20 protein-coding genes are annotated in these 21118 nt (G+C 65.0%); 11 read left to right on the forward strand and 9 right to left on the reverse strand.

Annotation, left to right across the window (positions count from 1 at the left end):
* Nucleotides 1-28 precede the first annotated feature (28 nt).
* A complete protein-coding gene (locus AB0J47_RS23875; RefSeq protein ID WP_364349832.1) occupies nt 29-1585 on the forward strand; it encodes a carboxylesterase family protein in 1557 nt (518 codons plus the stop codon).
* A gap of 41 nt (nt 1586-1626) precedes the next feature.
* On the opposite strand, the gene AB0J47_RS23880 is transcribed toward AB0J47_RS23875, so the two are convergent.
* Together AB0J47_RS23880 and AB0J47_RS23885 are read right to left on the reverse strand one after the other, a co-directional pair.
* Entirely contained in the window at nt 1627-1797 is a 171-nt protein-coding gene (locus AB0J47_RS23880) for a hypothetical protein (RefSeq protein ID WP_364349835.1), read from the reverse strand.
* Between the two features lie 80 nt (nt 1798-1877).
* A complete protein-coding gene (locus tag AB0J47_RS23885) occupies nt 1878-3158 on the reverse strand; it encodes a cytochrome P450 (protein ID WP_364349838.1) in 1281 nt (426 codons plus the stop codon).
* Between the two features lie 173 nt (nt 3159-3331).
* Here AB0J47_RS23885 and AB0J47_RS23890 point away from each other — a divergent pair, with 173 nt between their 5' ends.
* Nucleotides 3332-3976 carry a helix-turn-helix domain-containing protein gene (locus AB0J47_RS23890; RefSeq protein WP_364349841.1) on the forward strand — a complete coding sequence of 215 codons (645 nt, stop codon included), beginning with the start codon at nt 3332-3334 and terminating at the stop codon, nt 3974-3976.
* A gap of 135 nt (nt 3977-4111) precedes the next feature.
* On the opposite strand, the gene AB0J47_RS23895 is transcribed toward AB0J47_RS23890, so the two are convergent.
* Entirely contained in the window at nt 4112-4759 is a 648-nt protein-coding gene (locus AB0J47_RS23895; protein ID WP_364349844.1) for a TetR/AcrR family transcriptional regulator, read from the reverse strand.
* Nucleotides 4760-4886: 127 nt separating this feature from the next.
* Between AB0J47_RS23895 and AB0J47_RS23900 the strand changes: the two genes are divergently transcribed.
* Nucleotides 4887-5705 carry an SDR family oxidoreductase gene (locus AB0J47_RS23900; RefSeq protein ID WP_364349847.1) on the forward strand — a complete coding sequence of 273 codons (819 nt, stop codon included), beginning with the start codon at nt 4887-4889 and terminating at the stop codon, nt 5703-5705.
* Nucleotides 5706-5817: 112 nt separating this feature from the next.
* On the opposite strand, the gene AB0J47_RS23905 is transcribed toward AB0J47_RS23900, so the two are convergent.
* A complete protein-coding gene (locus AB0J47_RS23905; protein WP_364349850.1) occupies nt 5818-7308 on the reverse strand; it encodes a wax ester/triacylglycerol synthase family O-acyltransferase in 1491 nt (496 codons plus the stop codon).
* 680 nt (nt 7309-7988) lie between these two features.
* On the opposite strand from AB0J47_RS23905, the gene AB0J47_RS23910 reads away from it, so the two are divergent.
* Nucleotides 7989-9149: a lipase family protein gene (locus tag AB0J47_RS23910; protein WP_364349853.1), complete on the forward strand. Its 1161-nt coding sequence runs from the start codon at nt 7989-7991 to the stop codon at nt 9147-9149.
* Between the two features lie 767 nt (nt 9150-9916).
* On the opposite strand, the gene AB0J47_RS23915 is transcribed toward AB0J47_RS23910, so the two are convergent.
* Nucleotides 9917-10192: a hypothetical protein gene (locus AB0J47_RS23915; RefSeq protein ID WP_364349856.1), complete on the reverse strand. Its 276-nt coding sequence runs from the start codon at nt 10190-10192 to the stop codon at nt 9917-9919.
* A 422-nt stretch (nt 10193-10614) separates the two neighbouring features.
* Here AB0J47_RS23915 and AB0J47_RS23920 point away from each other — a divergent pair, with 422 nt between their 5' ends.
* Entirely contained in the window at nt 10615-10935 is a 321-nt protein-coding gene (locus AB0J47_RS23920) for a DUF3349 domain-containing protein (protein ID WP_364349859.1), read from the forward strand.
* Between the two features lie 26 nt (nt 10936-10961).
* Here the strand turns inward: AB0J47_RS23920 and AB0J47_RS23925 are convergent, their stop codons facing one another.
* Complete coding sequence (locus tag AB0J47_RS23925) at nt 10962-12602, reverse strand: GMC oxidoreductase (protein ID WP_364349862.1); 1641 nt, start codon at nt 12600-12602, stop codon at nt 10962-10964.
* Between the two features lie 99 nt (nt 12603-12701).
* The gene (locus AB0J47_RS23930; RefSeq protein WP_364349866.1) at nt 12702-13178 is read right to left on the reverse strand and encodes a GNAT family N-acetyltransferase; all 477 of its coding nucleotides are present in this window, start codon (nt 13176-13178) and stop codon (nt 12702-12704) included.
* Nucleotides 13179-13478: 300 nt separating this feature from the next.
* Between AB0J47_RS23930 and AB0J47_RS23935 the strand changes: the two genes are divergently transcribed.
* From AB0J47_RS23935 to AB0J47_RS23945, 3 genes are read left to right on the forward strand one after another with little or no spacing between them, the layout of a single operon-like run.
* Entirely contained in the window at nt 13479-14054 is a 576-nt protein-coding gene (locus tag AB0J47_RS23935; RefSeq protein WP_364349869.1) for a hypothetical protein, read from the forward strand.
* Nucleotides 13957-14859 (forward strand): lipase family protein, encoded by a 903-nt coding sequence (locus tag AB0J47_RS23940; RefSeq protein WP_364349872.1) that lies wholly within the window; start codon nt 13957-13959, stop codon nt 14857-14859. Before AB0J47_RS23935 ends, AB0J47_RS23940 begins: the two co-directional genes overlap by 98 nt.
* Nucleotides 14856-14984, forward strand: a complete 129-nt coding sequence (locus AB0J47_RS23945; protein ID WP_364349875.1) for a hypothetical protein — start codon at nt 14856-14858, stop codon at nt 14982-14984. Before AB0J47_RS23940 ends, AB0J47_RS23945 begins: the two co-directional genes overlap by 4 nt.
* A gap of 74 nt (nt 14985-15058) precedes the next feature.
* On the opposite strand, the gene AB0J47_RS23950 is transcribed toward AB0J47_RS23945, so the two are convergent.
* Nucleotides 15059-16201 (reverse strand): LLM class flavin-dependent oxidoreductase, encoded by a 1143-nt coding sequence (locus tag AB0J47_RS23950; protein WP_364349879.1) that lies wholly within the window; start codon nt 16199-16201, stop codon nt 15059-15061.
* A gap of 180 nt (nt 16202-16381) precedes the next feature.
* Here AB0J47_RS23950 and AB0J47_RS23955 point away from each other — a divergent pair, with 180 nt between their 5' ends.
* Together AB0J47_RS23955 and AB0J47_RS23960 are read left to right on the forward strand one after the other, a co-directional pair.
* Complete coding sequence (locus AB0J47_RS23955; RefSeq protein ID WP_364349882.1) at nt 16382-17605, forward strand: acyl-CoA dehydrogenase family protein; 1224 nt, start codon at nt 16382-16384, stop codon at nt 17603-17605.
* Nucleotides 17602-19032: an LLM class flavin-dependent oxidoreductase gene (locus tag AB0J47_RS23960; RefSeq protein WP_364349885.1), complete on the forward strand. Its 1431-nt coding sequence runs from the start codon at nt 17602-17604 to the stop codon at nt 19030-19032. The genes AB0J47_RS23955 and AB0J47_RS23960 overlap by 4 nt, the downstream gene beginning before the upstream one ends.
* On the opposite strand, the gene AB0J47_RS23965 is transcribed toward AB0J47_RS23960, so the two are convergent.
* Complete coding sequence (locus AB0J47_RS23965; RefSeq protein ID WP_364349888.1) at nt 19029-19514, reverse strand: GAF domain-containing protein; 486 nt, start codon at nt 19512-19514, stop codon at nt 19029-19031. The two genes, AB0J47_RS23960 and AB0J47_RS23965, sit on opposite strands and share 4 nt — an antisense overlap.
* 125 nt (nt 19515-19639) lie before the next feature.
* Between AB0J47_RS23965 and AB0J47_RS23970 the strand changes: the two genes are divergently transcribed.
* Complete coding sequence (locus tag AB0J47_RS23970; RefSeq protein ID WP_364349891.1) at nt 19640-21013, forward strand: styrene monooxygenase/indole monooxygenase family protein; 1374 nt, start codon at nt 19640-19642, stop codon at nt 21011-21013.
* Nucleotides 21014-21118: the final 105 nt, after the last annotated feature.

The following is a 21118-nucleotide window of genomic DNA, read 5'->3' on the forward strand; positions in this document are numbered from 1 at the left end:
TCATACGGCGCAGAATGCGAGGTTGACTATGTCCGAAGCGTCGCTCCAAGAGCCCGCCGAACCCGTTGTCCGCACCAGTGGTGGCGCGGTACGAGGCCGAATCGAGCACGGGATAGCCGTCTTCCGTGGGATTCCGTTCGCGCAGCCACCAGTGGGCGATGCCCGGTTTGCGCCGCCGCGCCCGGCCACCCCTTGGCCGGGCGTCCGCGACGCATTCGAGTTCGGTCCGCCGCCACCGCAGGAAGCGGGAATCGCCGGGCTGACAGGTATGTCGGAGATCCCGGAGGGCGACGACTGGCTGACGGTGAATGTCTGGACGCCGCAACCGGATTCGGCTGAACGCCGGCCGGTTATCGTGTGGATCTACGGCGGGGCATACAAGCTCGGTTTTTCCGGTAGCCCCGGTTACGACGCATACCGGATTGCCCGCGAGGCAGACGTCGTCGTCGTGACGTTCAACTACCGGGTCGGCGTGGAGGGGTTCGCCCGGATATCCGGAACCCCGGCGAATCGTGGCCTGCTCGACCAGGTCGCCGCTCTGTGGTGGGTGCAGGAGAACATCGCCGCATTCGGTGGCGACGCCGATCGGGTCACCGTGTGCGGTGAGTCCGCCGGCGCTGGATCGGTGGCGGCGTTGTTGGCGATGCCCAGTGCCGCAGGGCTTTTCCGGCGGGCCGTCCTGCAGAGCATGCCCGGCAAGTACTTCTCCGACGAATTGGCCGCCGACATCGCCGAGGTGATCGCGAAGGCCGTGGGCCGCCGCCCGACGGTGGCGGACCTGGCCGGCGTTGACCCGCGGCGACTGCCGGATGCCGGTGCGGCCGTGGGCGGCGTAATGCGTGAGTATGCCGAAACCTGGGGCTCGGCCGCGTACCTGCTCGCGCCCTTCGCTCCCGTAGTGGACGGTGAGGTCCTGCCGACGACGCCTTGGCAGGCGATCGCGGACGGTGCCGGTCGGGAAATCGACCTCATCATCGGACACAACCGGCACGAATGCCAGCTCTTTCTGGTGCTGACCGGAGAACTAGAAGCGATCGATGACGAGCGCGCCGAATTCGACCTACGGCTCTACGGCCCGGGGCCCGGCAGCGAGCGGGCCTATCGTGCGGCATTCCCGGACGCCACCGCTGCGCAGTTGTGCGAACTGGTGCAGTCCGACAACCAATACCGCATGCCCGCACTACATCTCGCGGATGCCCAGGCCGGCGCCGGTGGACGTGTTCACATGTATGAACTCACATGGGCGGCGCCCAACAGGCGCGGGGCTTTCGGCGCATGCCACGCACTCGACGAAACGCTGCTGTTCGGTACGTACGAAACGCATCTCGGGCCACTGCTGCTGGGTCCCGAGCCCCCAGCCGAGGCGCTGGAGCTGTCGGCCCGGATGCGCGCCACCTGGGGTCGCTTCGCCGCGACGGGCGATCCGGGCTGGCCCGCTTACGAGCCGGGCCGGCGGCTGGTTCAGCTCCTCGATGCGAAGCCGACCGTTGCCCCGTATCCGGAGGAGGCCTCCCGGCGGCTCTGGCAGCAATACACCTTCGGTGCCATGCCCCTGCTGCAGCCGTCGCGGCAGCGACGCGTATAGCGATAGTGCCGAGCGAGACTCGGCGAAGGACGTGCAGTCCGCTATTGGCGGCGCGTCCAGGGCCGGTCCCAGGCGCGGTCGAGGAGCTCGTCTTTCGGATGCACCTCCGCGACCGCGCCCCACTCCATGGCCTCCCGGGCGGTCAGCTTCTCACCGGTCAGCAGGAGGTATCGGCCACGGTTGTGTGTGGCACTACATGAGCAGTACGTCATCGTCGCTCAGCTCGAAGCGGTAGGAGGCGTAGCGGTCTTTGTACTCGGCGACGTTCGACCACGGCGGCTCCTTCGATTCTCTACGCGCTGGGTGTGAAGGTGATGTGCAGTTCGCGGAGTCCACGCAGCAGGAAGGTGGGTTCGTATTTGTAGGTGCGCTCGCCGGTTGGACCGTGTGCGGTGTCATCGATGGTGATGTCGTGGGCGCGGTCGAGGAGACGGTTCAGGGTGACCTGGCCTTCGACTCGGGCCAATGGTGCGCCGGCGCAAGTGTGGATACCGCGGCCGAAGGCGATGTGTTCGCGGGCGTTGCGGCGGTCGATGTGGAATTGATCCGGATTCTCGAATTTGCGGGGGTCGCGGTTGGCGGCACCCAGGCACAGCATCACCACGGTGCCCGCGGGGATGTCGACGCCGCCGAGTGTGGTGGTCTTTTTCACGAGCCGGAAGTCGACTTTCGTCGGGCTTTCCATGCGCAGCGATTCCTCGATGAAGCCACCGATCAGGCTGCGATCCTCACGAACCCGCTGTTGCAAGTCGGGCCGTTCGCCCAGCACCCGAACGGCGGAGCTGAGCAGTTTGGTGACGGTTTCCTGCCCGGCGGCGAACAGGAAAGTGGCGGGGCGGACGAGTTCGATGACCGAGGGGTTGGTCCCGTCGGGGTAGGTGGTTGATGCCAACACGCTGAGGATGTCCCCGCGCGGAGTGCGCTGCCGGTCGGTGATGTAGGCGCTGAACTGGTCGTCCAGCCACTGCAGCGGGTTGGTGCCCACCGGTTCGCCGTCGAGCGCACCCACTCGGCTTCCTGGAGTCTTGTGCCCGGCCAGCGTGGCGCGGAATTCGTCGCGGTCGTCGTCGGGGACGCCGAGCAGGTCGGCGATGACGAGGGTGGCGAAGGGTTTGGCGTACTCGGCCAGGAATTCGCACCGCCCGTTCGCGAGGAACTCGTCGAGCTGGCGATCCACCAGCTGCCACATGTAGTCCTCGTTCTCTTTCAGCCGTTTGGGGGTGATCAGTCGGCTCAGCAGCGCCCGGGTCCGCGTGTGGTTCGGCGGATCCATCGTCACCATGAACTCGTTGATCGGGAACTGGTGTCGGTGTTCTTCGATTTGGGCGCTGATGTCGTCGCCTTCGGGTTCGAAGGGCAACGGCGGGAAGGGGCCGCCGATGGAGACGGCGGCGGAGTAGGTATCCGTGTCGCGGAAGACCTCGATGACTTCCTGGTATCCGGTGACGGCGATGACGCCGTAGCGGGGTTCGCGAAACACCGGGTTCTGACTACGCAGGTATTCCAGGTAGGGGTAGGGGTTCTGGGTGACGGCGGGGTCGGAGAAGTAGTCGACTGCGGCCAGATCGGTCATTTTCTCGCCGGCCTTTCGTGGCGGGTGGAGCGCTCGATCAGTCGACAGAAGACTGAGCGATCGATCAAACTGTTAGGATGATGCATGCTTACCACGGCTCGAAGTGAACGGTCAAGGGACGTGAATGTCCTTGAAATGCCTTGTCTTGGTGTTCTTCTCGAGAGGTTTCACTGATGCCCAACAAGCGTGCGGCCAGCGGCAAGGATGCGGGAGCACGTAGCCGACTCATGGAGGCGACCGCTCAAATTATGCGCGAAGAGGGGTACGCCGCGGCGACATCGCGCAGGGTGGCGGCCAAGGCCGGGGTGAAGCCCGCATTGTTGTACTACTACTTCCCCACGATGGACGACCTGTTTCTCGACGTGCTGCGTGCGGGCGCCGAGCGCGAGCTGGCTCGGGTGCGTCGAGTGCTTACCGACGAGGATCCGTTGCGGGCTTTGTGGTCGATCAACGCCGACTCCCGATTCATTCAGCTGAATACCGAATTCATGGCATTGGCCAACCATCGCAAGGTGATCGGCGCCGAGCTCAAGGCGTATGCGGAACGGGTGCGTGACATCGAGACCGCCGCCGTCACCCTGGTCCTGCGCGCGTACGGCATGGACCTGGATGAGTTTCCACCGGTGGTGATGTCGATGCTGCTTACCGGGGCGGCGCGCATTCTCGGTAACGAAAGTGCGGTGGGGGTCGAGCAGGGCCATGCCGAATTGCGTGCGTTCGTCGAACGCTACCTGCGACGTTTCGGCACACCGTTGCCGCCGCGTGAGTCGGCTGTGGCCCTTGCGCCACCAATGCGAGAAGCGGTCGGTGACGAGTAGCTGATTGCGGGAACATCAACCGGTTCCATGTCAGCGGCATCGCCGTCGGTGCCGACCGGCGGGATGGCGGACATGCTGGCCGCCCGGATCGTGATCCCCAGTTCGATCCGGTGCGAGCGGTGCCGACTGGTTGGCTCAGGCGCCAGGCCTGTCGTCCCGGGGCGTGATCACCAGTTTCATGAAAACCTCCAGCAGACCGAGGGTTTCGCGAGATGGGTCGAGCAGGGATTGGATGCGCAGGCCATCGATCATCGCCAGCACCAGGGTGACCTTCTCGTCGGCCGAAAGGTACTCGCTGTCGTGGGCGGTGGGCAGCGGGCTGTTGGCCAGGTGTGCGCGCAGCCGCTCACGGCGACCTGTGAAGAACTCGTGCGCCGGATGCGCGGGGTCGGTCGCCGCGACAGCGAGTGACATCCAGTTGCGCTGGTAATCGGGGTCGTCGAACTCGGCGCGGAGGACTTCGCCCAGCACGCTCTCCCCGGCCGTACCGGCCTCGAGGATCTGTGCCGCCAGTTTTTCCTCGTCCTCGTCCCGCTGGTTCAAAGCGGCGACGAGAAGCTCGTCCTTGCCGGAGAAGTGCCGCAGCAGCGCCGCATGCGTCACCTGCGCCCGCGCGGCGATGTCGCGCAGGGAGGCGCGCTCGTAGCCGTGCTGGGCGAAGCTCTCCAGTGCGGCGCGAACGATCTGCGCGCGCCGCGCCGGGGTGGCCGCGTTCGGGCCGCGGCGGCGCCGCCCCGGCCGAGTCTGTTCGGCGGGATTATCGGCCTGCGCGGGAGGGGTCACGAGCGTCCTTCGTCAGTTCTCGGGGGCAGAGTCTCTCGATCGCCGTAGTCTAGTATTGCAAAAAGTTACCACCATGGTTACTTTTACTGCGAAGGTGTCGACTCGGTGCAGCTACAGGAGGCCATGTATGTCCATCGCGGACGTATCGAGCAAATCTCTCGCCGACCTCGTCTCGTTGCGGGGCCGGCGGGCGGTCGTGACCGGAGGTGCTCGTGGGCTGGGCAAGGCGATCGCGCTGCGCTTGGCTGAGGCCGGCGCCGACGTCCTGATCGGCGACATCGACGAAGAGCTGGCCGTAGCCACCGCCGAGCAGCTGGCACGAGCGCACGGCGTGCACGTGATCGGCGCTGCCATGGACGTGACCGACGCGGCCTCCGTGGCGGCGGCGGCCGACCGTGCGGTCGCGGAGCTGGGCGGCCTGGAGATCTGGGTGAACAACGCCGGCGTCTTCCCGAGCATCCCGCTGCTCGAGATGGGCGAGCAGGATTGGGAGAAGGTATTCGCCGTGAACGCGCGCGGCGTCTTCCTCGGCGCACGCGAGGCAGCGCGGCGCATATCCGATGCGGGTACTGGCGGCGTCATCGTGAACATCGTCTCGACCGCCGGATTCCGTGGTAGCGCACCGGGTTTGGCCGCCTATGTAAGCTCCAAGCACGCTGCGCGCGGCCTCACCCGCGAGCTGGCACTCGAACTCGCGTCGCTGGGCATCCGAGTGCTCGGAGTCGCGCCGAGTTTCGTCCCCACGGAGGGCAATATGAAGATGGCCGCGGCCACCGCTCCGGTTGCCGACAGCGTTACCCCGCCCACCCCCTTGATGCTCAACGGACCGATCGGACGTATCGGCGTTCCCGACGACATCGCCCGAGTCGTGCTGTTCTGCGCATCCGACCTCTCGGCCTTCATGACGGGCAGCACGCTACTCGCCGACGGCGGAAGCACCATCTGACCGCGAGCCTCGTGGATCGGTGGGGTGGTCGAGTCGGGGGAGGACGCATGCGCTGACCCCAGAGATCGACCTGCGGAGACGGTAGCCATGAGCCGCTGCTGCGGCTGGGCGGCTATTGAACCAGCTCGGTGAGTGCATCCTGTAGGTAGGTGGCGATGTTCCAGACGTCCGGGATGGTGTCGGTGCTGGCGAGGATGCCGAAGTCGAGGTGGCCGTTGTAGGACATGACGGTGATGTTGAGTGGGCCGGACAGGTCGGTGAGTACGGAGATGGGGTAGCTTCCGGCCACCCGAATTCCTGCGGCGTACAACGGTATCTGCGGGCCGGGCACGTTGGAAATGACCATGTTGGCCAGGGGTAGTGCGGGGGCGGCGACGCGCAGGAGTAGGCGGGTGGCCAGGCCGTGCAGGATCTGGGGGAGGGCCGCTGTGGCGTAATGCAGCAGGGCCGGTGGGGTGGCGTGGAAGTGGTCCTTGGCGGCCAGCATGGCGGCGTGGGTGAGTTTCATGCGGTGTTGTGGGTCGGGTTCGCCGATCGGTAGTTCGCACAGCATGATGGAGAACTGGTTGCCCGCGGTGCCGAGTTGCTCTTGGGTGCGCACTGATACCGGGATCGCGGCCATGGCCGGGTCGTCGGCCAGTGTGTCGTGGTCGTGTAGCCAGCGGCGAAATGCGGTGGTGCACAAAGTCATTACCACGTCGTTGACGGTGCCGCCGAAGCTGTTCTTGACCTGTTTGACAGTGTCGAGTGAGAGCGAGACGAAGGCGAAGGACCGGTCGGTGCCGTTGGGGCGGTTGCTCGGCAGCGTGGGATTGGCTTTGCGCATGTCGGCGAGTGCGTTCGGCAGCATCGGTCCCAGGCGCATGGGCAGGCGCATCCGATCGGTTTGGCGGGTCATCGTGTGTGCGATGCCGCGGCCGAGTATTTCGGCGGGATTGGGCGTTCGTCCCAAACGGAGCCCGTCGGGCGGTGGCGGTGGCGGCTGGGAGTCGGGCACGATATCGAAGAGCGCGGCCATGACCTCGGCCCCCGACACGCCATCGATCAGGGCGTGATGGACCTTGGTGTAGATGGCTTGGCGGCCGTCGGTCAATCCCGAGATCAGGTGGCATTCCCATAGTGGTCGATTTCGGTCGAGCGGCTGCGCGTGCAGACGTGCGGCGAGATCGGCCAGCGCCATATCGGTCGAGCCTTCGGGGAGGCGCGCATCGCGCACGTGATATCCGAGGTCGATGGTGTCACTGTCTTCCCAATAGGGGAGGTCCAGCCCGAGCGGGACGGTGCGCAGTCGCCACCTCAGGGGTGCGACCAGGTGTAGTCGGCTCGCGATCAACCGCCGCAGTACGGTGACGTCCAGTGCGCGACCTGTGGTGGGTGGTTCCAGCAGTGTGACCGACCCGACGTGGAGCAGCATGGTGGGTGATTCGGCATCGAGCAGTAGGACGTCGAGCGAACTGAGTTGCCGGGATGGCCCGTTCTCACCCGATAGCGGAATTCTTTGCGACGGTATCGCTGGTTCAGCGGATGTGCAGGAGGCGATTTGGCCTGGTGTCATGATGCGGACGTCGAGGTGGCGGGCGGGTTTCAGGTCGGCATGGGGCATGGGGTCTCCGCGTTGTCGCTGGGTTTCAGGACAGACTGCCGATTCAGCTCAACCGGCGGTGATGGTGCCGCGCCACATTGATGGTCTGTCGATATCTGTGGGCGATGAGAACCGTTCGAGCCGCTCCGCTCTTGCGGTGACGCCGACCTCCGTGTCGAAGACGTGTCATTGAGCCTAGTGGTCGGCGGGGTGCAGTCGGCCGCGATCGTGTGCTCTTTACGTTAATTCTGTGCAAACGTGCGAGCCCTCCCCATTACTCGCGAGCGCGCCGGCACTGCGTCAGCTTCGGCGAACCAGCGCAATGCCGAACCCGTAGCTGTATCAACGGATTCGGCGCGCAGCGTCTGCGGTACGGCGGCGTCGATCTCCGTTGATGATCTATCGGCCTACGGTGCCCACACCTTGACCGCATAGCCGCCGGGGACGTTTCCGCGCCGCCGCTGTCGGCTCGGATCGGTGGTGGGTCGGTGGGCGGCGTGTGGTTCGGTCAAGATCAGAGTCTTCTCGTCTTTCGTCCGCTTTCAGATCATCGTCCGATAAGGTGCACGTGAGCTCGAACTTGCTGGTCAAACGAATTCCGTGAACTACTCATGGAGGTCATGGTCTTGACTCGTCGGTTTCTTCGCTTTCCTCGCCGCGGGCGCAGCGGTTCAGTACAGGTCCTGACTGCGCTCGGTAGCGTGGCATTCGGGCTACTGCTGGCGGCAACGGCAACCGCCCAACCGGTGTACCCGGAGCCCGATCCGGACCCCTTCTACGCCGCACCGGCGGATCTGGCGGCGCACCGGCCCGGTGATGTGCTCGACGTGCGGACGCTGCCGCCGGTGCTCCTCTTCCCCGGCGCCACCGTCACGCTGGTGAAATTCCGGTCGACCAACTCGCAGGGCGCGCCGATCGCGGCGACCACCACGATCCTTACCCCCATCGGCCATCAGCCCGACGGGCCGCTGCTGTCGTTTCAGCACTTCATCAATGCCCTCGGCACCGCCTGCTCGGTATCGCACCAGCTGTACAGCGGCGATCCGAATCTGGTTACCACGGCGTCGATTTTGAACACGGCGCTGGCGCAGGGCTGGAGTGTCGCGCTGCCGGATCATCTCGGCCCGAACTTCGCTTTCGGGGCTGCGCGTTTGGGCGGCAAGATCGTATTGGACGGTGTCAGGGCGGTGAAACGCCTGCCCGAACTCGCCGTGCAGCACAGCCGGGTGGTGCTGGCCGGTTACTCCGGCGGCGGCATGGCCACCGGATGGGCGGCGGCGCTGCAGCCGTCGTACGCGCCGGAACTGGAGCTTGCGGGCGCGGCCATCGGCGGCGCCCCGATGAACATGGAGGTAATGGCGGAGGCGGTGGGCATGGAGACGCATCCGGCCTTCGGGCTTGCCATGGCGGCGGCGATCGGTCTGGAGCGGGAATACCCGCAGCGGATACCGGTCAGCGCGTATCTCAATAAGCGCGGCCTGGCGGTCCGGGACGCCATGGCCAACAGCTGCACCAACCAGATCCTCGTCACCGGTGTCGGCGGCAGCGCCGGCGAATTCCTCGCCAGCAGCCCTACCGCTGCCCTCCCTGAAGCTCGGGCGGTACTGAGGGAGAACAGCCTGGAATTCTACAATGGTGTGCCGGAAATACCGGTGTTCGAATGGCATTCGCCGACCGACCCCCTGATTCCGATCGACGCGATCGACCATGTCGACAGCCGCTGGTGTGCGGCCGGGGTGCCGATGCAGACGCTGCAAGTGCCCGCGTTCGAGCATCTGTCGGCCGCATTGATCGGCGCACCAGAAGTAATGACCTGGCTGAACGCCCGGATGCTCGGCGAGCCCGCACCCGCCAGCTGCTGAGAGATCGGCACTCGCCCACCGACGGTCGCGTTGCGGCGGCGTAGTTGCTACGGCATCGGGCCGCAGTGCTCGACCGGGCTGGGGCCTCGAGTTCGAGACGTACGTAACGGGCTGAGATCGGACCGGTAAGAGTTCCCGTCGCCGGATCCACGATGACAACGATCGCCGTGTGGTTATCTGAGCAGATCGTGAAAGTGGTTGTGGCCGGGCTGGTTCGGTCCAGTGCGGAACGATTCGATTGGGTTGACAAGGAGACCCCTTCCAAGTGCTCGGAAGGGGTCTCCTCGTGTTCGGGTGACAAGTGGGTGAGACGATGCCGTGGCAGGATGGTCTTTTCGGCGGGTCGAGGATGAAGGTGTGCCGCCGCTCGGTGCGGGTACGACCGAAGTGGCGATGGCGGACCGCATCCGGGTTGTGCGAGTGGGTGAGTGATCATGAAGACGAGATCGCCGGAGACGGTGAAATGCCGGGGATGCCGGTGCTGGTGGCCATTGAGTGCGCACAACGTGTGCCATTGTTCCCAATGCCATCAGACGTTCACAGGCGACAAGGCTGCGACTTCGCACTTGGTGGTGGATTATCGCCACAAACCGCACGTCATCTGCCGAACACCGCAGAGCGTCGGCCTTGTCGACGCCGGCCGTGATTACCCCTGCTGGGGCTTGCCGCAGCAATAGAGTCCATCCCGCGTCGTCAATGCTCCAGCCGATGTGGAGTTCGGGTCACATCATGCAGAACTCATTCTCTGGTGGACGGGCCAGCCGGTTCTAGGGCCCGACGTATAACTCCTCGTTTGGGAGCCGCGGCAGGCCACGCCCGTCGCCCGGGATTACCGAAACGGCGTCGACATAGTGGTGGGTCTTGTGGTCCTCGATGAACTGCTCGGCGGCGCTGGCCCGTGCGATGAAGTCCAGGATCACTCCGCGCAGGTTTACCCGGAGGTGCACGTCCGGCTCATGGGATGCTCTGGCGCTCGCTGCGTCACCCGGGGGTGGGTGGGCGTCGGTGAGCATGGTCGACCGTGGTGCGGGGTGCCAGATCATCGGTTCACGCAAATTCCGAACAGCTAGGTCCTCGGTGAGGCGGTATTCCAATACTCGTTCAGGACCGTCGCCCGAACCTTCCCACCGATGGTGAACGCGATCCGGCCCCGACCATCGCGACTTCGGCGCTCGCCATCCCTTCGAGCGATACGGAGCTTCCGCGGAGTCGTCAGCACTCGTAGTCGGCTGTGCAGTCGGCCCTTGCCGCCGATCGTGTGGCAATGTTGCGGATACGACCGTACGCCGTCATGTTCGAACCCGAACGCCAGGCGACGGTGGATTTGCCCGTTGGACCAGGACAGCGACGCGTTCTGGGCGAGAGAGTTGTCTCGGTCCGAATCCGATAGCGCGGCAAGATATTTGGCGGCCGAAGGTGGCAGGTAGGCGCGAACCAGGTCGGTCGCCCATCTGATCGGAGGATTATGGCGCTATCCGATCTCCTCACCAGAATCGTCGCGTGGTTGCGTGCCGGATATCCGCACGGCGTGCCGGCTCCGGACTATGTGCCGCTGCTGGCTCTATTGTCGCGGAGGCTGCCCGAAGCGGAGGTGCGGCAGGTGGCGGATGAGCTCATTCAGCAAGGTGCCATACCAGCTGACCGGGTCGATATCGGCGTGCTCATCACCAAACTGACCAATGAGATGCCGCTCGAATCCGATATCGCGCGCGTCCGAGCGCAGTTGCTGGCCGCGGGTTGGCCGATCGATGACGCATGGTCCGATCCGGACGGGGAAGTAAGCTAACCGACCCCGCACGGACCGGCCGAGTGTCATGCCAGGTCGGTGGCGATGATCTTTTCGATATTGCGTTCCGCGAGACCGGTAATTGTCAGGAAGGGGTTGACGCCGGTGCTGCCCGGAATCAGCGATCCGTCGATGACGTATAGCCCGGAGTAGCCGTTGAGTCGGCCATAGTTATCGGTGGCCTGTCCGAGCAGGCAGCCGCCGAGGGGGTGGTAGACGAAGTCGTCGCCCCAGACCTTGTAGACGCCGAACAGATCAGACCGATAAACCGTGCCCGCCTTGGAATTGATGGCATCGAAGACGCGTTTCGCCGCATCGATCGAAGGCTGGGTGTACGACGCCTGCCAGGACAGATCCACCCCGCCGGTGGCGGAGTTGTAGGTGAACTCGGCGCGGTTGGGGTTCTTGGTGATCGCCAGATAGAGATTCACGCCGTTCTCGGTACTCGTTGGGAACGGGGCGATTTCGGCGAATACCGGACCATTCGCATCGGCCCAGTTGTCGATGCCCATACAGGGAATCGCGGATTGGAGCGCGCCGGTCAAATCCAGTCCGGCGCGTCCGACCATCACATTGCCGTTGTTGCCCCAGCCCGCGCCGACCGAATCGGCCAGGTTGGGCAGCTTTCCCAGCGCCTTCATGGTGACAAGCAGTTTGCTGGTGCCGACGCTGCCCGCCGCGAAGAAGACTTTGTCCGCGGTGACGGTTTTGGTCGCCACCGTATTGCCGAGCACATCGATCTGTGTGATGACCACCGTGTAGCCGCTCGCGGCCGGTGCCACGCTGGTGACCTTGTGTAATGGTGAGATGCTCAGCTTGCCGGTCGCGGCGGCCACCGCCAGATAAGTCTTGTCGAGCGAACGTTTTCCGTAGTTGTTGCCATAGATCACCTCGCCGGCCAGCGCCGAGCGGGTAACGGTATTCGCCTGCTCCTTCTGCATATAGCTGAAGTCGTAGACATTGGGCACGAATGTTGTTGTGTAGCCTGCTTTGTTGGCGGTTGTGCGACTGACCCGCGCGTATTTGTAGCATTCGGCGGATTCGAACCAGGCCGAGTCGACATTGTTGACCCCGAGCGCGGACTGTGCCCGGGGGAAGTAGGTGGAGTACATCGTCGTCGCGTCGACCGATGGCAGGATCTGTTGGAAGTAGTCCTGTTTCGGCAGCGGAGCCATGCCGCCGTTGACCAGCGAGCCGCCGCCGACCCCACGGCCCTGATACACCCTGGTCGCCGCGAAATGCTCCGAATCGAGCACACCGGCGTCGCTCGGGCTGATGTCCCGGTTGATATCCGCCCCGACGAAATAGCCGACCGGCTGCTCGGTTCTGGTCCGGAACCAATAGGAGCGCTCGTCGGGATCGAGCATGGTGCAGAACACTTTTCCGTCCGAGCCGGGTGTGGTCCAGTTCTGTCCCATCTCGATCATCGCCACCTGCTTGCCCGCCTGGCACAGGCGCAGCGCGGCGACCGCGCCGCCGTAGCCGCTGCCGATGATCAGATTCGGCACGTGATCCCCGTTGCCGATGGGTGCCGCCGACGCCTTCGCGGTCCACGCGGCCGGGCTGAGCGCCATCGCCCCGGCCGCAATTGCAGTGCCCGCCAAGAATTTCCGGCGATTCATCCCTTGGCGAACGCCGGTGTTGGCCGAGGGGCGTCGGTCGTACATGAGCGAAAACCTTCCGATGTGAGGCATAGGAGAGTGCCTCGAGTCGGCAGACTGTAACAGGTTCTAGTTGAGCGCTCGAGCGAATTGTGATGTTGACGGTCAGGAGTCCAGGTGTCGGCTACGCAATCGGTACTCGAACACACCTCGCGGTTCACCTGGCCCGAAATACTGGTCATCATGTTCGACGAATTCGAACCCAGCCCGCTTGAACAAGTCCGCGGCCGGCTGGTTGTCGGGCCGTACCGTCAGATAAACGACCTCGGCTCCATCTGTCCGGCACTGCTGCAGCATCTGGTGCAGCAGGGCGGGACCGTAGCCTTTGCCCCGGTGTTGCTCGGCCACTGCGAACGTGAACAGCAGCGCCCGGCCCGCCTTATGGAGCGTCAGCGCATAGCCGATCACCCGGCCGTCCAGCTCAGCGACCAGCCAATCGGATCCATGCAGGTCGTAGAGCTGTCGCAGCATCAGATACAGGTACGGCTCGGCGAACACCTCGGCCTCGATGGCCGCGATATCTTCGATGTCGGCCAAGCGTGCCTGCCGGTATTGCGGCTGCGGCGCTCTTACGATGTCCATGAGCTTCCTAGTGCCGGGGCATAGGTCATCGCGGACCACTGCACCAAGAACGATACGCGGCTGACCAGCATCTGTGATCGGCAGTGCATCGGATGTCGCGGCAGAGCCGGGGGATCATCGAAGGTTGCTTGTGCGCCAGTGGTTTTCGAAATTTTGGGTTCGGCCAGCATGTCGGGCGGGCTCAGTCGTGACAAATCCAAACAGATCCGAGCTGTGATTCCACCGGGACATAGTCTGGCCCCCGTCGGGGCGGGACATAGTCTGGCCCCCGTCGGGGGTGTCGAATTCGGAAGGTGTCAGATGTCGAGTCTCCGAGCTGTCGTCGTCGCGAGCACGTTGGGTTGCTCGCTGCTGGTGGGGCCGGCGCCGGCACACGCCGACCCGACCGGAGGCCCGGCCGCGCCGGTGTTGCCCGGCCCGTCCGATCCGCAGCGGTGGATCGACGCACATATCCCCGCGCCATCGTTTCCGCCTGCCGCGTCACCGCCGTCCGGTGAGGTGCCCGCGGACTTGGCGGCGTTGTGGCAGGCAGTGCGGTCCGCGCCGTCGGGGGATCGGATGTTCGACGCGTGGCCGGATGGGCTCGACGGTCTAGCTCCCGGCGATATCGTCGAGTGGCGTGATGTGACAGCGACTTCCGCACCGCTGGCGATTTTGCCGATACAGCGTGCGATCCTGCTGAAGTTCCGGACGACGGACGCATCCGGTGTGCCATCCTTCGGGACCGCGACATTTGGTGATTCCCGCCGCCGCATGGACGGGTCCGGGGGATCGGCCGGTGTTGGTGAATGCCCTGCCGATCAATTCGCTCGGACTCAGCTGCACGCCGAGCTACGCGATGGCGCACGGGTTGCACAGCAAGTTCAATGCGGGTGATCTGTTTCCGCCGAACACAGCCTGGGGCCTGAGCCGCGGCTACGCGGTGCTGATTCCCGATCACGAGGGTCCGTGGATGGCCTACGCCGAACCGAAGGTCGCCGGGCATGTGCTGCTGGATTCGATTCGCGCGGTGCGCAACATGCTGCCGACGGAGTTCACGGACAGTCGTTTCGCGATTACCGGATATTCCGGTGGCGCGATCGCATCGTATGCGGCCGCCATGCTGCTCGACGAGTACGCGCCGGAACTGTCGGGTGTGCTGGTCGGGGCGGCCATGGGTGGACTCGTGACCGACTATCGAATGGTCGCCAGCCGCTTCAACGGAAACTCCGCATCCGGCATTCTGCTGGTTGTCGCGTTGGCGATGAGCCGGGAGCATCCGGAGATTCTCGGCTATTTGAATCATCTGGCCCAGTGGGCGGCGACCTCGCCGATCAAGGACACCTGCGGTGACAGCAACGGCCCGCTCGGCGTGGTCAGCGTTCCGATCGATGTCGCCGCCAATATCAGTGCCCCGCTGACCAGCGGTATCGCGGATCGAATCTTCGGGCAGCTCAGCCTGACCGGCCGTAAATCGGGTGCGCCGCTCTACATCTATCACGCCGCAAGCGACTTCTGGATCCCGCACGAGAACGGTGACGATCTCTACCGCGACCAATGCGCGCGCGGCGTCCCCGCCGTGCATCGCACCGAACCCGGCGAGCACGTCATCGCCCTGTTCACCGGCTTTCCCGGGGAGATCGGCTGGATCGACGGACGTTTGCGCGGTGAGCCGGCCCCGAGTGAATGCCCAGGGCGGTGAGCTCGGACCAGCGGATCGCGGGCCGAGCCCAGAACCGGCGCAGAGAGCAGCGCCAAGACGGCGAAGCCGCCGAGACCGGCATCGACCTGCCCTGGTCGGACCAGCTCTTCGCCCAACGGGCCTGATCCTCGGCGCCGCCTACCACTGCGCCGCCGTGATCACCGACGGCGGCACGCCACAGAACGCCGGACGGTACCCGCTAGTGCGTGGCGGTCGCGAAAGGCGTTGCTACCGGTCCTGATTCGGTGCGGTTCGGGTGCGTCCACAGGCCGCGGCGTTCCAGGATGGGCAGCACGCCCTCGCCGAACCAGTAGGCCTCTTCGATGTGGGGGTAGCCGGAGAGGATGAAGTGGGTGATGCCGAGCTCGGCGTACTCGATCAGCCGGTCGGCGACCTCTTCGTGTGAGCCGACCAGGGCGGTGCCCGCCCCGCCGCGGACCAGACCGACGCCCGCCCAGAGGTTCGGCGCGATCTCCAGACGGTCGGTGCGGCCGCCGTGCAGATCGAGCATGCGGCGCTGGCCCTCGGATTCGCTGCGCGCGAGACTGGCCTGCACACGGGCGATTTCGGCGGGGTCTAGGCCGGACAGCAGTCGATCGGCGACGGCCCAGGCCGCTTCGGAGGTGTCGCGGCTGATGACGTGAATGCGTAGGCCGTAGCTGAGTTCTCGGCTTTCAGCGGCGGCGAGCCCGCGGATCCAATCGAGTTTCTTGCCGACCGCGGCGGGCCGTTCACCCCAGGTGAGGTAGGTGTCGGCATAACGGGCCGCGACCGGTCCGGCGGGGCCGGAGGAGCCGCCGAAGAAGACCGGCGGGATCGGGTCCGGATGGTTGTTGAGCAGGGCGTCGCGGATCTGAATATGGGTGCCCTCGAAGCTGACCGGTTCGCGGGACTCCCACAGCTCGCGCACCACGTGCAGGAATTCGGCGGTGCGTGCGTAGCGCTGCTCCTTATCGAGGAAATCACCGTAGGCCTGTTGTTCGTGTGGTTCGCCGCCGGTCACCACATTCAGCAGTAGGCGGCCGCGGGAATGGCGCTGATAGGTCCCGGCCATCTGGGCGGCCAGCGTCGGGCTGAGCAGTCCGGGGCGGAACGCCACCAGGAATTTCAGTGTTTCGGTGGTTTCGACGAGCATGGCGGTGGTCAGCCAGGCGTCCTCGCACCAGGCGCCGGTCGGGGTGAGCACCGCCTCGAAACCGTTGTCCTCGGCTGCCGCGCCGATTTGGTTGAGGTAGCGCAGCGATGCCGGGCGGTCACCGGACATCGAAGTGCCGTGACCACCGGCGATCAGGCCACGCGAATCGCCGTAGGTGGGCAGAAACCAATGGAACGACAGTGACATCGACAACTGCTCCTCGCCGGTTCGGATGCCGCTTTCGGGCACGGACAACCGCGATGCTGCCAGCGTCGCTGAGCCGTGTCACCGGTTGGAATCTGTGTGGTTCTTACCTCCTGCCAGCGCGTTTAGATCGCAGTGCGGATAACTGGTGAGCTGACGGCATCTCCGCGCGATCGTGGGGTGATGACATCCATCGAGGCGAAATCCACCACAGACTCCGACCTGGATGCGATCTTCGGGCCGATCTTCGACCGCATCGCGCAAGGCGCGGTCGAGCGCGAGATCGATCGTCGGCTGCCCTTCGAGGAGGTGGGCTGGCTGCGCGAGGCCAAATTCGGTGCGTTGCGGGTGCCGGTCGAATTCGGCGGTTACGGCGTCACGGTGCGACAGTTGTTCCGGTTGCTCATCGAATTGGCGGCCGCCGAATCGAATCTGCCGCAGGCATTGCGGGTGCACTTCTCCTTCGTCGAGGACCAGTTGCTCGCCGAGTCGGGGGAGAACCGTGAGCATTGGCTGCGTGCCGCGGCCGGTGGCACGCTCGTCGGCAATGCGATCACCGAGCCGGGCATCGGGGCTGTCGACCATTACCGCACGCGGCTGACCAAGGATGGCGATCGCTGGCTTCTCAACGGCACCAAGTACTACAGCACCGGTTCGCTCTACGCGGACTACATCCTCGCGGCGGCCGATCGCGACGGTGAGCGGGTAGGCGTGCTCGTCGATGCGAATGCCGACGGCGTCCGCCAGCACGACGACTGGGACGGCTTCGGTCAGCGGCTGACCGCAAGCGGCACAACGGAATTCACCGATGTCGCGGTCGAGCCGGAGCGCGTTCTCGGGCCCGGCTACGGCGCGCCCGGACCGACCTATGCGACCTCCTACCTGCAGTTGGTCCAGCTGTCGGTGCTCGCCGGTATCGCGAAGCGAGCCGAGCGCGATGCCCGCGAGTGGGTGGCGGCGCGCACCCGGGGCTACACCCATTCGGCCGCCGACCTGCCACGCCAGGATCCGTTGGTGCAACAGGTGATCGGACGGCTTTCCGCCGCCGCATTCGCCGCCGAGGCGACCGTGCTCGCCGTGGCCGATGTGCTCGACAAGGTGCTCGCGGGCGGTGCACAGGACGAAGAGTCCATCGTGGCAGCGGAACTCGCCGCCGCACAGGCACAACTCGCGGTCATCGATCTCGTATTGCCCGCCACCACATTGCTGTTCGAGGTAGGCGGTGCGTCGGTCGTCTCCGAGCGCCTGCGACTGGATCGGCACTGGCGCAACGCCCGCACCATCTCGGTGCACAATCCGGCCATCCAAAAGGCAAGGGCAATCGGTGATTATCTGCTGAACGGCACGCAACTGCCGTTCGCTTGGAGCGCGGGTGAGCGCAAGCCCGCGACGGGAGACCAGCAGTGACACGCCGCATTCGCTTCAATGCCTTCGACATGAACTGTGTCGCGCACCAATCACCGGGTCTGTGGCGACATCCCGAGGACCAGTCGCACCGGTACAAGGAACTGAGCTACTGGACCGAATTGGCGAAGCTGTTGGAGCAGGGCCGTTTCGACGGCATCTTCATCGCCGACGTACTCGGGACCTACGACGTATACGGCGGCAACGACATTGCCGCGCTGCGCCAGGGCGCTCAGATTCCGGTGGCCGACCCGTTGCTGCTGGTCTCGGCTATGGCCGCGGTCACCGAACATCTCGGCTTCGGCATCACCACCGGCACCGGCTTCGAACACCCCTATCCGTTCGCGCGTCGACTCTCCACCCTCGATCACCTCACCAACGGCCGCATCGGCTGGAACGTCGTGACCGGCTACTTGCCTTCGGCCGCAAGGAATTTCGGTGCCAACGACCAGCTGGACCACGACGAGCGCTACAACCAGGCCGATGAATACCTGGAGGTCCTGTACAAGCTGTGGGAGGGCTCCTGGGAGGACGACGCGGTGGTTCGTGATGCCGCGCAGGGCATCTACGTCGACCCTGCGAAAGTGCATCACATCGGCCATCGGGGCACGCACTATCAGGTGCCTGGCATCCATCTCGCGGAGCCGTCGCCGCAGCGGACGCCGGTGATCTATCAGGCCGGTGCGTCACCGCGCGGTGTGCGCTTTGCTGCCGAGAATGCGGAGGCGATATTCGTCGCCGGGCCTTCGAAACGGATTCTGGCACAGACTGTTTCTCGCATCCGTGACGCACTCGAGGCGGCGGGACGGGATCGGTATTCGGCCCGGATCTACGCACTGGCCACGATCATTACCGACGCGACCGGCGAGGCGGCACACGCCAAATACGAGGAGTACCTGTCCTACGCCAGCGTCGAGGGCGGGCTGGTCTTCATGTCCGGGTGGATGGGCATCGATCTGTCGGGTTACGCCCTGGACGATCCGATCGGCCAGGTGCAGAGCAATGCCATCCAGTCCGCCGTGGCCGCCTTCCAGGAATTCGACGACGACGGCCGTGAATGGACCGTTCGCGATATCGGTCGTTGGGCCGGGATCGGCGGGATGGGGCCGGTATTCGTCGGCTCAGGTGCTGCCGTCGCCGATCAACTCCAGGACTGGGTCGCCGAAACCGACCTGGACGGCTTCAATTTGGCCTACGCAATTACCCCTGGAAGCTTCGAAGATATTGTCCGCTATGTGGTTCCGGTGCTGACCGAGCGTGGCGCCTACGCTGCGGACTACACACCGGGCACCCTGCGAAATGCCTTGTTCGACAAAGGAGATCGGCTGCCGCAAGAGCACCGCGGCACACGATATCGCCTTGGTGGTTCATTATCGACGGCATTGCCCGATGCCGAATCGAGGCCGGGCGCCTCCGTCGCGGCCACTTAATCGAGCGAATTCAGGAAGGCCTGGGCGATGGATTCCAGGCCTTTCCTGTCGATATCGTCGAAGCGGTTCGGTTGTGGGCTGTCGAGATCGAAGACGCCGACGAGGATATCGTCGCGTACCAGCGGAACCACGATTTCGGAGCGAGTATCGGCATCACAGGCGATATGCCCGGGAAAGGCGTGCACGTCGGGCACCAATCGAGTCTCCCGGGTCTCGGCGGCGGTGCCGCAGACCCCCTTGCCGATGGCGATGCGCACGCAGGCCGGTTTGCCCTGGAAGGGGCCGACCACCAATTCCTGTCCGTCGTAGAAATAGAATCCGACCCAATTCACCTCGGTCAGCGCGTGGAAGACCAGCGCGGCGAGATTCGCGGCATTCGCGATCCGGTCGGTCTCGCCCGCGACCAGCGCCTCGGCTTGCGCGACGAGCTGACGGTACTGTTCGGACCGGTCACCGGTCAGTTCGGCAACAGTGAACGACATGGCTGAAATCCTATGGCAGCCACGATCGGACGCGTTCGGCGCGATCGCGAATTCCAGGTCACCCCATTGATTCTCGATGATCGCAACACTGCAATCATCGCTGCGGTAGACGGACCATGATTGGCATGACATCGCAGAATACCCGCTCCACACGTTCGGCCGCGGTAATCGGTGCCGGTCAAACCGGCGTCACTGCGGCTCTTGGATTACTCGACGCCGGATTCGACGTCGCGCTCTACAGCGACCGCGATCAGCGTTCGTTGCGCGACGATGTACCGGCCACCGGCACCGCACTCGAATTCGGGGAGACCCAACAGGCCGAATCCGCGCTCGGTCTGGATACCTACACCGGTCGCGCACCCCGGCACACCGGGCTGAGCGTGCGCATTGCCGGACCCGAGCGCGAGGAATTGATCCAATTCGACGGTCATTTCGACGGATATGTCGGGGTTGCGGTCGATACCCGTTTGAAGGCCGACGAACGGCTCACCGCATTCCTGGAACGTGGCGGACGTTTCGTCGTCGAGCAGGTGACGCCCGATAAACTCGACACTATCGCCGCGGCCGCGGATCTCACGCTGGTCGCCACCGGGCGCGGCGGCTTGTCCGACCTGTTCCCGATCGATCATGCACGCACCCCTTACGAATCTCCACAACGGTCACTGCTTACCGTCACCGTGACCGGAATCGGCCATGACGAAAGCGTTTTCGCGCACCGCAGTCGGGCCGGTGGTGCGCACAGCGGCTTCTCCATCTTCGCCGGGCAGGGCGAGGGCTGGTGGGGACCGTATCTGCACAAGGACGCGGGTCCGAGCTGGGCATTCCTCGGCTGGGCGCGGCCGGGCAGTGAATGGGAAAGTCGTTTCGCCGCAGCGGATTCGGCCGAATCGGCGCATCGGATCGTGCAGGATCTGTACCGCGATTTCATCGATTGGGATCTGCCCGAGGTGCTCGAAACCCGGGTGATCGCCGAGGATCCGCACTCCTGGCTCAAGGGCGCGGTCCGGCCGGTGGTCCGGTCCGGCGTCGGGCAGACCGCCGGTGGTCATGTTGTTGCCTCGCTCGGTGATACCTCGGCCGCCTACGACCCGATCGCAGGGCAGGGCGCGCAGAGCGGACTTATCCAGGCGCAACGACTGGTCGCGGCGGCCGCCGTGCACGAGGGACCGTTCGACGCGGACTGGATCAGCGCACAGTACGCCGCATTCCTCGCCGCGCGCGGGGATGCGGCGAATAAGGTCACCCGCTTGTTCCTCGGCGATCCGGAATTGGCCGATATCGGCAATCAGCTCTTCGCCGCGGCCGCGGTCGATCAGCGCTTCGCGAACGCACTCGTCGGACTGCTGCACGGCCCGCAGCCATTCCTCGGTGTCGATTCGCTCGAAGCGGCCGCCGAATTCATCGCCCAGGTCACCGGTGCGGATGCCGAGGCACTGCTCGGACGGTTCACACCGGCCGGTCGATTCAGCCGATCCGGTTACAGCCTCGCCAACGCCTGATCGCTACACCCATCCGATCGCACAGATTCAAACCCTCCTGTCGGTGGGCTTGCGGTGCTGGAGTGGAAGGGGCGCTTGGTGCGCCCCTTCCTGGCGATAGACGGT

This window comes from Nocardia sp. NPDC049737 (genome assembly GCF_040674755.1).
In the GTDB taxonomy this organism is placed as follows: domain Bacteria; phylum Actinomycetota; class Actinomycetes; order Mycobacteriales; family Mycobacteriaceae; genus Nocardia.

Bases quoted from the DNA above. Each gene is read 5' to 3' on its own strand.
- AB0J47_RS23885 (WP_364349838.1), bottom strand. From the start codon at position 3,158: ATGACCGATCTGGCCGCAGTCGACTACTTCTCCGACCCCGCCGTCACC.
- AB0J47_RS23900 (WP_364349847.1), top strand. From the start codon at position 4,887: ATGTCCATCGCGGACGTATCGAGCAAATCTCTCGCCGACCTCGTCTCG.
- AB0J47_RS23955 (WP_364349882.1), top strand. From the start codon at position 16,382: ATGACATCCATCGAGGCGAAATCCACCACAGACTCCGACCTGGATGCG.
- AB0J47_RS23890 (WP_364349841.1), top strand. From the start codon at position 3,332: ATGCCCAACAAGCGTGCGGCCAGCGGCAAGGATGCGGGAGCACGTAGC.
- AB0J47_RS23905 (WP_364349850.1), bottom strand. From the start codon at position 7,308: ATGCCCCATGCCGACCTGAAACCCGCCCGCCACCTCGACGTCCGCATC.
- AB0J47_RS23935 (WP_364349869.1), top strand. From the start codon at position 13,479: ATGTCGAGTCTCCGAGCTGTCGTCGTCGCGAGCACGTTGGGTTGCTCG.
- AB0J47_RS23970 (WP_364349891.1), top strand. From the start codon at position 19,640: ATGACATCGCAGAATACCCGCTCCACACGTTCGGCCGCGGTAATCGGT.
- AB0J47_RS23875 (WP_364349832.1), top strand. From the start codon at position 29: ATGTCCGAAGCGTCGCTCCAAGAGCCCGCCGAACCCGTTGTCCGCACC.
- AB0J47_RS23880 (WP_364349835.1), bottom strand. From the start codon at position 1,797: ATGACGTACTGCTCATGTAGTGCCACACACAACCGTGGCCGATACCTC.
- AB0J47_RS23920 (WP_364349859.1), top strand. From the start codon at position 10,615: ATGGCGCTATCCGATCTCCTCACCAGAATCGTCGCGTGGTTGCGTGCC.
- AB0J47_RS23930 (WP_364349866.1), bottom strand. From the start codon at position 13,178: ATGGACATCGTAAGAGCGCCGCAGCCGCAATACCGGCAGGCACGCTTG.
- AB0J47_RS23965 (WP_364349888.1), bottom strand. From the start codon at position 19,514: ATGTCGTTCACTGTTGCCGAACTGACCGGTGACCGGTCCGAACAGTAC.
- AB0J47_RS23950 (WP_364349879.1), bottom strand. From the start codon at position 16,201: ATGTCACTGTCGTTCCATTGGTTTCTGCCCACCTACGGCGATTCGCGT.
- AB0J47_RS23915 (WP_364349856.1), bottom strand. From the start codon at position 10,192: ATGATCTGGCACCCCGCACCACGGTCGACCATGCTCACCGACGCCCAC.
- AB0J47_RS23925 (WP_364349862.1), bottom strand. From the start codon at position 12,602: ATGTACGACCGACGCCCCTCGGCCAACACCGGCGTTCGCCAAGGGATG.